This is a genomic window from Polaribacter sp. ALD11 (assembly GCF_002831685.1).
Classification (GTDB): Bacteria; Bacteroidota; Bacteroidia; order Flavobacteriales; family Flavobacteriaceae; genus Polaribacter.
In genome coordinates, this window is sequence record NZ_CP025119.1 from 2,497,469 (window position 1) to 2,510,149 (window position 12,681).

10 protein-coding genes and 1 riboswitch are annotated in these 12,681 nt (G+C 30.8%); of the genes, 9 read left to right on the top strand and 1 reads right to left on the bottom strand.

Annotated features, from left to right (window positions below; translation table 11 throughout):
* Positions 1-198 precede the first annotated feature (198 nt).
* The 6 genes from gdhA (CW731_RS11035) to CW731_RS11060 all read left to right on the top strand — a co-directional run bounded on the left by gdhA (CW731_RS11035) (position 199) and on the right by CW731_RS11060 (position 8,393).
* Positions 199-1,542 carry an NADP-specific glutamate dehydrogenase gene (gene gdhA, locus CW731_RS11035; RefSeq protein ID WP_100946778.1) on the top strand — a complete coding sequence of 448 codons (1,344 nt, stop codon included), beginning with the start codon at positions 199-201 and terminating at the stop codon, positions 1,540-1,542.
* A gap of 113 nt (positions 1,543-1,655) precedes the next feature.
* Positions 1,656-4,688 carry a PEP/pyruvate-binding domain-containing protein gene (locus CW731_RS11040; RefSeq protein WP_100947691.1) on the top strand — a complete coding sequence of 1,011 codons (3,033 nt, stop codon included), beginning with the start codon at positions 1,656-1,658 and terminating at the stop codon, positions 4,686-4,688.
* Positions 4,689-4,868: 180 nt separating this feature from the next.
* A complete protein-coding gene (gdhA, locus tag CW731_RS11045; protein WP_100946779.1) occupies positions 4,869-6,206 on the top strand; it encodes an NADP-specific glutamate dehydrogenase in 1,338 nt (445 codons plus the stop codon).
* An 85-nt stretch (positions 6,207-6,291) separates the two neighbouring features.
* The gene (locus CW731_RS11050) at positions 6,292-6,912 is read left to right on the top strand and encodes a LysE family transporter (protein WP_100946780.1); all 621 of its coding nucleotides are present in this window, start codon (positions 6,292-6,294) and stop codon (positions 6,910-6,912) included.
* Positions 6,913-6,925: 13 nt separating this feature from the next.
* On the top strand, positions 6,926-7,543 hold the full coding sequence (locus CW731_RS11055; RefSeq protein WP_100946781.1) for a LysE family transporter: 618 nt from the start codon (positions 6,926-6,928) through the stop codon (positions 7,541-7,543).
* A 7-nt stretch (positions 7,544-7,550) separates the two neighbouring features.
* Positions 7,551-8,393: a S9 family peptidase gene (locus CW731_RS11060; RefSeq protein WP_100946782.1), complete on the top strand. Its 843-nt coding sequence runs from the start codon at positions 7,551-7,553 to the stop codon at positions 8,391-8,393.
* 42 nt (positions 8,394-8,435) lie between these two features.
* On the opposite strand, the gene CW731_RS11065 is transcribed toward CW731_RS11060, so the two are convergent.
* A complete protein-coding gene (locus tag CW731_RS11065; protein ID WP_100946783.1) occupies positions 8,436-9,506 on the bottom strand; it encodes a DUF5074 domain-containing protein in 1,071 nt (356 codons plus the stop codon).
* A gap of 122 nt (positions 9,507-9,628) precedes the next feature.
* Positions 9,629-9,847: riboswitch (cobalamin riboswitch) on the bottom strand.
* Positions 9,848-9,911: 64 nt separating this feature from the next.
* Between CW731_RS11065 and dinB the strand changes: the two genes are divergently transcribed.
* From dinB to CW731_RS11080, 3 genes are all read left to right on the top strand, one after another.
* Complete coding sequence (dinB, locus tag CW731_RS11070) at positions 9,912-10,994, top strand: DNA polymerase IV (RefSeq protein ID WP_100946784.1); 1,083 nt, start codon at positions 9,912-9,914, stop codon at positions 10,992-10,994.
* A gap of 93 nt (positions 10,995-11,087) precedes the next feature.
* Positions 11,088-11,540, top strand: coding sequence for a GNAT family N-acetyltransferase (locus CW731_RS11075; protein WP_100946785.1), 453 nt, complete (start codon positions 11,088-11,090; stop codon positions 11,538-11,540).
* Complete coding sequence (locus CW731_RS11080; protein WP_100946786.1) at positions 11,541-12,650, top strand: FAD-binding oxidoreductase; 1,110 nt, start codon at positions 11,541-11,543, stop codon at positions 12,648-12,650.
* Positions 12,651-12,681 lie beyond the last annotated feature (31 nt).

A 12,681-nucleotide genomic window follows, 5' to 3' on the forward strand; every position in this document is an offset into this window, starting at 1 on the left:
TTAGAATGCAAATTTACATTTTTTTAAAGAGTTTTATAATGGAAATTAAAACTATTGCTATTCAGGCTACGAAATCGATTGAAAACAGGGGTTTCGAGATTTAATAATTTTTTAATAATAAATTTTATCATATTTAAAATTAGCTATCTTTGTGCCTTTAAATTTTAATTAATACCATAAAAAATCGCATTAAAAATTATGGAATCTAAAATAAATGCTTTCATGGATTACGTTAAGGAGCGTAATTTAAACGAGCCAGAATTTTTACAAGCTGTACACGAAGTAGCAGAGACTGTTATTCCGTTTATTGAAAGCAACCCTAAATATCAAGGGAAGAAATTATTAGAAAGAATGGTAGAACCAGAAAGGACTTTGCTTTTTAGAGTTCCTTGGGTAGATGATAGCGGAGAAACACAAATAAATAGAGGGTATAGAGTGGAGTTTAATTCTGCAATTGGCCCATATAAAGGAGGGTTGCGTTTTCACCCTTCAGTAAACTTATCTATTTTAAAGTTTTTAGGTTTCGAACAAGTATTTAAAAACTCACTAACTACTTTACCAATGGGTGGAGGAAAAGGAGGATCAGATTTTAATCCGAAAGGAAAAACAGACAGAGAGGTAATGGCATTTTGTCAAGCTTTTATGTCAGAATTATTCCGTCATATTGGAGCAAATACAGATGTACCTGCAGGAGATATTGGTGTTGGAGGAAGAGAAATCGGCTTTATGTTCGGTCAATATAAAAAACTACGCAACGAGTTTGTTGGTGTTTTAACAGGAAAAGGTGCAAGTTGGGGCGGTTCTTTAATTAGACCAGAAGCAACAGGTTACGGAGACGTGTATTTTGCACAAAACATGTTAAAAGCTAACGGAGATTCTTTTAAAGGAAAAACGGTAGCAGTTTCAGGTTCTGGAAATGTTGCACAATATGCAACAGAAAAAGCAACCGAATTAGGCGCAAAAGTAGTTACAATGTCAGATTCTTCTGGTTATATTTATGATGAAGACGGAATAGATGCTGAAAAATTAGCATTTGTTATGGACATTAAAAATGTAAGAAGAGGTAGAATTAACGAATACGTAGAAAAGTATACCAACGCAAAATTCTTTGAAGGTGAAAGACCTTGGGGAATAAAATGTGATGTTGCTTTACCATGTGCAACTCAAAATGAGTTAAATGGCGACGAAGCAAAAACATTAATAGAAAATGGGTGTATTTGTGTTGCAGAAGGCGCAAATATGCCTTCTACACCAGAAGCCGTTGAAGTTTTTCAAGAAGCAAAAATTTTATTTGCTCCAGGAAAAGCATCTAATGCTGGTGGAGTTGCGGTTTCTGGTTTAGAAATGAGCCAAAACTCTTTACGTTATAACTGGGAAAGAGAAGAGGTTGATGAGAAATTAAATCAAATAATGAATGATATTCATACTTCTTGTGTTGCCTATGGTAAAGAAACGGGTGGTTACGTAGATTACGTAAAAGGTGCAAATATTGCTGGTTTTGTAAAAGTTGCAGATGCTATGTTAGACCAAGGTGTTGTCTAAATAAAACCTTAATAAAATAAAAAAAGCGCATCATTTTTGATGCGCTTTTTTTATTTTTAAAAATTTAGAAACTAAAATTTATATATTGTGTGTTAATAAACAAAGAAACTAATATGAAAGATAATATAATAGACAACTTAAAATCGTATGCATTTAAAGAAGTTACTTTCGATAAGTTAATGAAAAAAAGAATTAATCAGGTGTTAATAGTTTGCTCTAACTACGATTTTTACATGCTTGAAGAAGATGGTAGAATCGAGGAACGAATTTTTAATGAATACACCTCATTAAACTTAAGGTATCCTCCAAATTTTGTTCATGCAAACTCTGCAAGAAGAGCTCTAAAAATGATGAACTCTCATAAAATCGACATTGTTATTACTTGGCTAGATATTGGTAATTATAAAGCATTCGAAACGTCGAAAATAATTAAAGAGGCCTTTCCTGATGTGCCAATTGCGGCGTTAAGTCATGACTCGTCACAACTAAGAAGCAAGCTAAAAAAAGGGAACACAGGTATTATAGATTTTGTTTTTCATTGGAATGGAAATGTAGATATATTTTTAGCCATCATAAAATTAACAGAAGACAGAATGAACGCCGAAGTTGATATTAATGGAGTTGGTGTAAAAGCGATTTTATTAGTAGAAGACTCGCTTAAATTCTATTCTAGATATATTCCACTTATTTACAAAGTTATCCTTAAACAAACCCAACAAATAATGTCTGAAGGGTTAAATGAGCATCGAAAAATGCTCTTAATGAGAGGGAGGCCAAAAATTTTATTGGCGACAACTTTTGAAGAAGGAATGCATTTATTCGATACCTATAGAGACAATTTATTAGGCGTAATATCTGATGTTAATTATTATAAAGACGGAGTACGAAATGAAGAAGCAGGATTCTTGTTTTTAGATTATGTTCGAAATTACAAACGTTATTTTCCATTTTTAATTCAATCTTCTGATGAAAATAATGAAAAACGAGCTTTAGAACTTAAAGGAAAATTTTTATATAAACATTCAGAAACATTAGGGGTAGATATAAGAAACTATATTGTAAAATACTTTGCTTTTGGAGACTTCGAATTTTGGGATCCAACGCAAATGAAAGTCTTAGCAACAGTTAAAGATTTAAGTGAATTTCAAAAAGCAATAAAAATTGTTACTGAAGATTGTTTGATGTATCATGCAACAAGAAGCGAGTTTTCTAAATGGTTAAAATCTAGAGCCCTTTTTCCTTTAGGAGATTTACTAAGCACTATAGAGTATGACGATTTTGAAAACAGCAATCAAATAAGAGAGTTTTTAAATAGCGCTATTAAATTATATAGAATCTATAGATCTAGAGGTGTAATTGTAAAATTTAACAAACTTAAATATGATGAATTTGTTGGGTTTGCAAGAATTGGAGAAGGCGCTTTAGGAGGAAAAGGAAGAGGTCTGGCATTTATAGACTCTTTTTTAAAGCGAAATAATTTGTATAATAAATATGAAGATGTAAGTATAACAATACCAAGAACGGTTGTAATAAGTACAGACGTTTTTGATCAATTTATTGATACGCACAAACTAATTAAATTTGCAGCAGAGTGTTCGGATGACGAAAAAATACTAAATGAATTTATTTCAAAAGATTTACCAGAATGGGCTTTAGAAGATATTAAAGCATTTTTAAAAACAACCAAATGTCCAATTGCAGTAAGATCTTCGAGTATTTTAGAAGACTCTAATTACCAGCCTTTTGCAGGGGTTTTTTCAACCTATATGATTCCAGATTCTGAAATCGATAAAAAAATTGAAATGATTTCCGATGCAATAAAATCGGTGATGGCATCCTCTTTTTTCGAAAATAGTAAATTATATTTAAAAGCCATATCGCACACAATAGAAGAAGATAAAATGGCCGTAATTTTACAAGAGGTTACAGGTAAACAATACCAAGACGTGTATTATCCAAATATATCTGGAGTTGCACGTTCTATTAATTTTTATCCCATTGGAGAAGAAAGACCAAACGAAGGAATTGCGAATATTGCTTTAGGTTTAGGGGAAATAATTGTAGGTGGAGGGCAATCTTTACGTTTCTCGCCATATCATCCAAAAAAAGTGTTACAATTATCCTCTCCGGGCTCCACTCAAAGAAACACACAGCAATATTTTTATGGTTTAGATGTAGACCCAGATAGTTATCAAGCATCTACCAGTGAGGGAATCAATAAAAAGAAAGTAACGATTAGAAAAGCCGAACACCATGGTTCTTTAAAGTTTGTAGCATCTACCTATGATTTACAAAACAATATGATTAGACCAGGCGTAATGCATGACGGAATTCGTGTAATTACGTTTGATAATATTTTAAAATACAACACTTTTCCGTTGCCAGAAATTTTAAAAGAATTATTACGAATTGGGCAACGAGAAATGAGAAACCCAATAGAAATAGAGTTTGCCGTAAAGCTAGATGTTCCGTCGGGACAACCAAAAGAATTTAGTTTTTTACAAATAAGGCCTATTGTAGAAAGTGTAGAAACGGTAAGTAAATTGCCTAAAAATTTAGATGTTTCAGACACCATAATTTATTCTGAATCTGCCTTAGGAAATGGGAAATATGAAAACATTTTCGATGTTGTTTATGTAAAACCCAATACGTTTAATTCGGCCAATACAAGAGATATAGCAAAAGCAGTAGAAGATATTAATAAAAAATTTGTAGCAGCAGACAAACCCTACATTTTGGTAGGTCCTGGGCGTTGGGGCTCAAGTGATTCTTGGTTGGGAATTCCAGTAATTTGGTCTCAAATTTCTGCAGCAAAAATAATTGTAGAATCTGGTTTAGAAGATTTTAGAATAGATCCGAGTCAAGGAACACATTTTTTTCAAAATTTGACATCATTTAAAGTGGGGTATTTAACCATAAATCCGTTTATAAAAGATGGTTTTTTTGATGTGGCTTATTTAAATGAACAAGAAGCTGTTTTTGAAGATTCTTATTTACGCCATATTTCTTTTAAAACCCCACTTACAGCTGTTGTTGATGGAGCAAATAACAGGGCAGCAATCTTTAAAGCAGGCATTTCATTGAAAGATATTTATACAAATGAAGAAAATACAGATGAAGAATTACCACCTGAGGGATTTATGTAAAAATATGTATATAATAAAAAAGATCCTTCAAATATTTAAACACAGCTCATATTCGTAAAAAAGGATTATTTTTTTGTTAAATATTAAAAAATACAACTAAACATGTTGTTTAAAAATCAATTTTAAAGATGTATTTTTGTTATTAAAATTATTATATAAATAGTTGTTAATTATATTAATATGAATATCACAGAAATTTTAATAAATCTAGAAACGAAACACCCTAACGAAAAGGAATATTTACAGGCTGTTAAAGAAGTTTTAGAGTCTATTGAAACGGTTTATAATGAAAACCCACAATATGAGGCTGCAAAAATTATTGAACGTTTAGTAGAACCAGATCGTATTTTAACTTTTAGAATCTCTTGGGTTGATGATTCAGGAAATGTTCATGTGAATTTAGGTCACAGAATACAGTTTAATAACGCAATTGGCCCCTACAAAGGAGGTATTCGATTACACCCAAGTGTAAATTTAAGCATCTTAAAGTTTTTAGGGTTCGAGCAAATATTTAAAAACGCCTTAACTACATTACCAATGGGAGGTGGAAAAGGAGGATCAGATTTTAACCCAAAAGGAAAATCAGATGCCGAAATTATGCGTTTTTGTCAAGCATTTATGTTAGAACTATGGAGATTTATTGGACCAAGTACAGATGTACCTGCTGGAGATATTGGAACAGGATCTAGAGAAATAGGTTTTATGTATGGTATGTTTAAAAAATTACAACAAGAAAACTCGGGCGTTTTTACAGGTAAAGGTTTAAATTGGGGAGGAAGCTTAATTAGACCAGAAGCAACAGGTTTTGGAGGCGTTTACTTTACAAAAGAAATGTTAGAAACTAAAAATGACGATTTTAAAGGTAAAACGATTGCGCTTTCTGGTTTTGGAAACGTAACGTGGGGTGTTGCTTTAAAAATCACAGAATTAGGCGGAAAAGTAGTTACTATTTCTGGGCCTGATGGATATATTCATGATGAAAAAGGATTGGATGATGATAAAATAAGTTACTTGCTACAATTAAGAGGAAGTAATAACGATGTTGTTTCTCCGTATGCAGATGAATTTCCAGAAGCTACTTTTTATCCAAATGAAAAACCTTGGAGTGTAAAATGTGATATTGCAATGCCATGTGCTACTCAAAATGAGTTAAACGGAGAAGATGCAGCAAAGTTAATAGCAAATGGTGTACAATATGTAGCAGAGGTTTCTAATATGGGGTGTACTCCAGAAGCCATTCATGAGTTTCATAATGCCAAAATTTTATACGGACCTGGTAAAGCAGTAAATGCAGGTGGAGTTGGTGTTTCTGGATTAGAAATGTCTCAAAACGCCATGAAAATAAACTGGACGAAAGAAGAAGTGGATGCTAAATTACATCAAATAATGAATTCTATACACACAGCTTGTTTAAAGTTTGGAACAGAAGAAGATGGCTATATAAACTACGTAAAAGGAGCAAATATTGCTGGTTTCATTAAAGTAGCCGATGCCATGTTAGACCAAGGTGTAATTTAATAAAACTCTTTTAAGTTACTACAAATACGAAACGCGTCAATTACTTGACGCGTTTTTTCGTTTATTTGTGTATCTAAAATAATATATGAACTTTCTTATTTTTATTGTCTTGGGTTTTGGTATTGCAGCAGCAGGTAGTATAACACCCAGTTTTTTAAACTTAACAGTTGTAAAATTTAGTTTAAGAAATGGTAAGAAAGCTGCGTTCTATTTAATTGGTGGTTATGCAACCATTTTATTTTTTCAGGCAAATATTGGTGCATATTTGTCTAGTATTTTAATGAAAAACTCAACGTATATTACTCTAATTCAAAAAATAGGAACTGGAATTCTTTTTCTACTATCTATCAATTTTTTTAGAATACATTTCACTTCAAACGAAAAGAAAGAAAAAAAAGAAATTCCTAAATCAAAAGCCTATTCACATGGTATCATCATGTCTTCTTTAAATACTATTGCCATTCCTTTTTATTTTACGTCAATTTCTGTTTTAATAGGATTAGAATATTTTGAGTATTCATTATTAAATGGTTTTTACTTCTCAATTGGTTCCACATTGGGGTCTTTTTCTCTGTACTCTCTATATGCTATTGTTGCTGAAAAAATTCAACATAAACTAACGTATATTGCAGCTAAAATGGATTTTATTTTGGGATGTTTAACAGGAATTGTGGCCATTGTAAACTTAGTGTATCTACTTCTCTAAATAATTTATTCTGATGCTGTTTTTAACCTTTTTTATCGGATTTATTCTTTCTTCCATAGGTTCTATACCACCAAGTATGTTAAATATGACTTCCTTAAAAATTAGTTTAGAAAAAGGAAGAAAAGCTTCTAATAAATATGCCTTAGGTGTTTCTATTATTGCAATTCCACAGGTATTTATTGCTGTTATTTTAACCAAACACATTGCAGAAAATCCAGCAATCTTAGGTGTTTTAGAAAAAGCAGGAATCCTTATTTTTATATTGTTGTCTTACTATTTTTATAGCGCATCTAGAAAAGGAAAAATTAAAGTTGAAGAAATAAAGAAGAAAAAAGAATTTCCTTTTTTAACAGGAATTACATTATCTGTAATAAACATGTTTGGCATTCCTTTTTTTTGCGGAATTGTAGTATTGCTAGATGCTCTTCGTCTATTTAGTTTTCACATGGTTTCTGTATTATTTTTTACTTTAGGGTCTGTGCTTGGTACATTTTATGTCCTTTTTTTATACGGAAAGTTTGCAAAAAAGATTCAACAAAAAACAGGGAAATTAACAAAAGACATTAATATAGTATTGTCTATTTTAACGGGTTTTGTTGCAGTTATTACATTAATAAAAGGATTTATTTAAAGAGAAAATGAAAAGTATACAAAATAGAGTAGTTCAGGGAACGCACAATAAGCCAATTGTAACAGATGTTTTTTATAAAGAAGATCATCAACCAAAAAAAATAATTATCTTTTGCCACGGTTACAAAGGGTTTAAAGATTGGGGTGCTTGGAATTTAATGGCAGAAGCTTTTGCAAATGCAGGTTTCTTCTTTGTTAAGTTTAATTTTTCTCATAATGGAGGAACTTTTGAACAACCTATAGATTTTCCAAATTTAGATGCTTTTGGAAATAATAATTACACCAAAGAATTAGACGATTTAGAAAGTGTTTTAGATTGGATTTCATCTGAAGAAAAATTTAAGAATGAAGTTGATTCTAATGATATTTCTATTATTGGACATAGTAGAGGTGGCGGAATTGTGTTACTAAAAGCAAATGAAGATGCTCGAATTAAAAAAGTAATTACATTAGCTTCTGTTTGCGATTTTGGTTCAAGAAGTTCAACTATTGGCGATTTGGAGAATTGGAAAAAAACAGGCGTTAAATATGTTTTAAACGGAAGAACAAAGCAAAACATGCCACATTTTTATCAATTTTATGAAGATTTTAAAGAAAATGAACAACGTTTAAATATTGAAAAAGCGGTAAGAAATTTAAAGATCCCGCAGTTAATACTTCACGGAGATAAAGATACTTCAATCTCTTTAGAGGAAGGTGAAAAAATACATTCTTGGAACTCTAAAAGCAGATTAGAAATTATTGAAAAAGCAAATCATGTTTTTAATGTTTCTCATCCATGGAAAGAAAAAAACATGTCTAAAGAGTTAGAAAAGGTTGTAAATACTTGTCTTCATTTTTTAAAAGAGTAAAATGAGTTTGTTATCATTTAAGGACAACAAACTCATAATAAATTAATTATTAAAAAAAACTTTATTAGAAAAATAAATGTCGATTGGAGAAACACCTATACTTTTTACTTCTTTAGCAAAACTTTTATCATTATTATAAATAGCTAAAATACTGTTGTCAGGATTAAAAAAATCTTCTAAACCTGCAACATATACTTGCTTTGTAACTGGGTGCTCTTTTACAACTGTGTTAAGAGCTACACTATTATTTATGGGTGAAGCGAATTCTTCTACAGTTTTTGTAGTGGTATTAAATCTATAAATCTTACCTGAAGCAGACTCAGACCAATAGGCAGTTTCTGAGTTTGAATTCATATTTAAAATACTGTTTTTAAATAGATTAATAGTTTCGTTAGTAATTTCAACCGTTTCTGAAATGGTGTAATCGTTCTTTAGTTTTGTGAATGCAGCTAAAGCCGTTCTTTTTTCTGTAGCAACCCAAATATTATTTTCATTATTTCTTAATACTCCAGAAATATTTTCAGAAAAAGTTAGAAGCGTTTTTATTGTTTTTGTGTTTATATCAAAAGATTTTAACTCTTTACCATCTGCAATTAGAACATTTTCTCCGTCTAATAATAAGGCAGCATTATTAAATAAAACAGCATTAGAGGTACCTGTAATACTTTCTCCAATTCCTGTAACAGTATTTACAGTAGATAAATTGTATTTTTTTCTTCTTCCTCTACCAGAAGTATTAATTACCAAACCATCGGTATCAGAATACATTTGCAAATAAGAAGGCGAGCCCACCTTAGATGTGGTTACAGTATTTTCTAAACTTAAAGTTTCTAAATCTAAAATAGAAATAAAACTAGGTCCATTTTGGCTTACCAAATACAACTTGTTATTAAATTCAGAAAAAGATGTAGTTTCACTATTGGCAGAAGAATACACATTTAATGTAGGGTATTTGTCTTTGTTTAAGTAAGTCAAAGATGTGTTGTCACTTTCTAGACTTAAAATAAAAGTCGTGTCAAAAATTGGTGTTTCTTCTAAAAGGTTAGTTTCTTTAGAACAAGCGGCAAGTGTAATTATACATAATAGTATAATTTTCGAATAGAGATTTCTCATTATAATTGATTTAATATTTACGATATAAAACATCATATATGCAAGCAGTGTTTTGGTAGTTAAAACAGGGTTGAGTTATGAATTTTTAAAAATATTTTTTGCCTTTCTCCCGAAAGCATAAAAACACGAATATAATTTTAGGCAGGTTTCCTGGCTTGCATTTTGTTAAAACCTTCCCATCTTTGTAAAGACAGTGGTGTGAGAAATAACAGTAATCTAATTTTTAGACAATGCTTACAGTTGCGGGAACAGCTCAGGATTTTTTATAAAAAAAATCACCTGATTCCCTTTTAATTCTAATTCAATTTTATGAAAAAGAAACCAAAAATTTACGGCGCGAAAGTATTTCCTTTTTTCATCAAAAAAAACTAAATTGAAGAATTAATCTAGACTATTTTTGTGTTCATGGAATTGCAACCTCCTTTTAGAAAAATAATTCATGTAGATATGGATGCTTTTTATGCGTCTGTAGCAGAATTAGACAACCCAGAATTAAGAGGGAAAGCAATTGCAGTAGGTGGAGAGGGCAGAAGAGGTGTTATTTCTGCGGCAAGTTATGAAGCGCGTAAATTTGGTGTAAAATCTGCAATGAGTGGCACTTTAGCAAGGCAAAAATGCCCACATTTAATTTTTGTAAATAGCGATTTTGATCGTTACAGAGAAATATCTAAAAAAGTTAGAGAAATATTTTACGAGTACACAGATTTGGTAGAACCACTTTCGTTGGATGAAGCCTATTTAGATGTTACAGAAAACAAGAAAGGGAATCCGTCTGCAAATACAATTGCAAAAGAAATTAGACAGCGCATTTTCGATGAAACTGGTCTAAGAGCATCCGCAGGAATTTCTATTAACAAATTTATTGCAAAAGTAGCGTCTGATATAAACAAACCAAACGGACAAAAAACAGTGCATCCAGATGAGGTAATTCAGTTTTTAGAAGAACTTCCTGTTAATAAATTCTACGGAGTAGGTAAAGTTACTGCGGCAAAAATGTACAATTTAGGGATCTTCAAAGGGAATGATTTAAAGAAAAAGTCATTAGAAGAATTGATAAAGTTGTTTGGGAAATCTGGAACTCATTATTACAATATTGTTCGCGGAATTCATAACAGTGCTGTAAAACCAAATCGGATTAGAAAATCTCTTGCAGCCGAAAGAACTTTTAGTGAAAACATTTCTTCAGAAATTTTTATGATAGAAAAGTTAGATAAAATTGCAGATGAGTTAGAAAGACGCATGAAAAAAACGGATACTAAAGGAAAAACCATTACCTTAAAAATTAAATATTCAGATTTTACACAACAAACAAGAAGTAAGACAAAAGCAACTTTTATGCAGACGAAAAATGAGTTTTTTCCTGTGGTAAAAGAATTGTTATATCAAGATAAATTACCAAATTCTGTACGTTTATTAGGGTTGTCTTTTGGGAATTTAAACACAGAAATTACTGCACCTATTTGGGTACAATTAAAGTTTGAATTTTAAGGTGCATTCCGTCATTGCTAGGAATGAATGACGAAGCAATCTGTTAATTAATTATAAGATTAATTTATTCTTCGTATTAACAAAAACAGGAATATGAATCTAAAAATAACAAGAACAAACTCTAAAAACCAAGATTTTATTAAATTGACAAGACATTTAGATGCATATCTAAAAATTACAGATGAAGACGAACACGATTTTTACAATCAGTATAATAATATCGATGTTTTACAATTTGTTGTTGTAACTTATGTTGATGAAATTGCAGTAGGTTGTGGAGCTATTAAAAAGTTTGATTCTGATTCTGTAGAAGTAAAAAGAATGTTTGTTTCTTCGGAGAAAAGAGGAAGAGGAATTGCTCAAAAAACACTAACAGAATTAGAAACTTGGGCAAAAGAATTAAGCTATAAAAAATGTATTTTAGAAACAGGTAAAAGACAAGTTGAAGCTGTACAGTTTTATCATAAATGTAATTATAAAATAATTCCAAATTACGCACAATATAGAAGAATGGAAAATAGTATTTGTTTTGAAAAATATATATAAATGAACTATAGTTATTGGGAATTAAAAGAATGGTTTTCTAGCATCGATTTTACAATTGTTGGTAGTGGAATTGTAGGCCTAAACTGTGCTTTAGAACTCAAAAAAAATCACCCGAAAGCAAAGGTTTTAATCATTGAAAAAGGAATGTTACCTCAAGGAGCAAGCACTAAAAATGCAGGTTTTGCTTGTTTTGGAAGCATATCTGAAATTATTGACGATTTAAACGCACACACAGAACAAGAAATTTATAATTTGGTTAATAAGCGCTGGAAAGGATTGCAACTATTACGTAAGAATTTAGGTGATAAAAACATTAATTTTTTGCAACACAAAGGATATGAATTATGCGAATCTGAATCCTTTTTTAATGAATGTATTTCTAAAAAAGAGCAAATAAATAAGCTTCTAAAACCTATTTTTAAAGATGATGTTTTTTCTATTTCAGAGAATAAATTTAACTTCAAAAATGTGCATCAACAATATATTACAAATAATTTTGAAGGACAGATTGATACAGGAAAAATGGCTTTTGAATTGTTAAATAAAGCTCAAAAATTAGGAGTGAAGATTTTGAATAATATTTCAGTTGAAAGTTTTTCCGAAACAGGAAACTTGGTAGCAGTAAAAACGGATAAAATTACCTTTAAAACAGATAAATTATTTATTGCTACAAATGGATTTGCAAATCAACTTCTAGAAGAAAAAGTAAAACCAGCGAGAGCACAAGTTTTAGTAACAAAACCCATTAAAAATCTACATATAAAAGGGACTTTTCATTTAGATAAAGGGTATTATTATTTCAGAAATATTAATGATAGAATTTTATTAGGAGGCGGAAGAAATCTAGATTTTAAAACAGAAGAAACTACAGAATTTGGTCTAACTGATATTATTCAGAATAAATTAGAAAGAATATTAAAAGAAACAATTTTACCAAACACAGATTTTGAAATAGAACACAGGTGGAGCGGAATTATGGGCGTGGGAAATCAGAAAAAAACCATTGTAAAACAATTGTCTGGTAATGTTTTTTGTGGCGTTCGTTTAGGCGGAATGGGAATTGCAATTGGTAGTTTAGTTGGTAAAGAGTTGGCAGAATTAATAGATTAGAATGATAAACCTCTCGACTGCGCTCGAGGAG

What these genes read in the sequence shown, in the direction of transcription:
- gdhA (WP_100946778.1), top strand. Translation starts at nt 199, where the DNA reads ATGGAATCTAAAATAAATGCTTTCATGGATTACGTTAAGGAGCGTAAT.
- CW731_RS11040 (WP_100947691.1), top strand. Translation starts at nt 1,656, where the DNA reads ATGAAAGATAATATAATAGACAACTTAAAATCGTATGCATTTAAAGAA.
- gdhA (WP_100946779.1), top strand. Translation starts at nt 4,869, where the DNA reads ATGAATATCACAGAAATTTTAATAAATCTAGAAACGAAACACCCTAAC.
- CW731_RS11050 (WP_100946780.1), top strand. Translation starts at nt 6,292, where the DNA reads ATGAACTTTCTTATTTTTATTGTCTTGGGTTTTGGTATTGCAGCAGCA.
- CW731_RS11055 (WP_100946781.1), top strand. Translation starts at nt 6,926, where the DNA reads ATGCTGTTTTTAACCTTTTTTATCGGATTTATTCTTTCTTCCATAGGT.
- CW731_RS11060 (WP_100946782.1), top strand. Translation starts at nt 7,551, where the DNA reads ATGAAAAGTATACAAAATAGAGTAGTTCAGGGAACGCACAATAAGCCA.
- CW731_RS11065 (WP_100946783.1), bottom strand. Translation starts at nt 9,506, where the DNA reads ATGAGAAATCTCTATTCGAAAATTATACTATTATGTATAATTACACTT.
- dinB (WP_100946784.1), top strand. Translation starts at nt 9,912, where the DNA reads ATGGAATTGCAACCTCCTTTTAGAAAAATAATTCATGTAGATATGGAT.
- CW731_RS11075 (WP_100946785.1), top strand. Translation starts at nt 11,088, where the DNA reads ATGAATCTAAAAATAACAAGAACAAACTCTAAAAACCAAGATTTTATT.
- CW731_RS11080 (WP_100946786.1), top strand. Translation starts at nt 11,541, where the DNA reads ATGAACTATAGTTATTGGGAATTAAAAGAATGGTTTTCTAGCATCGAT.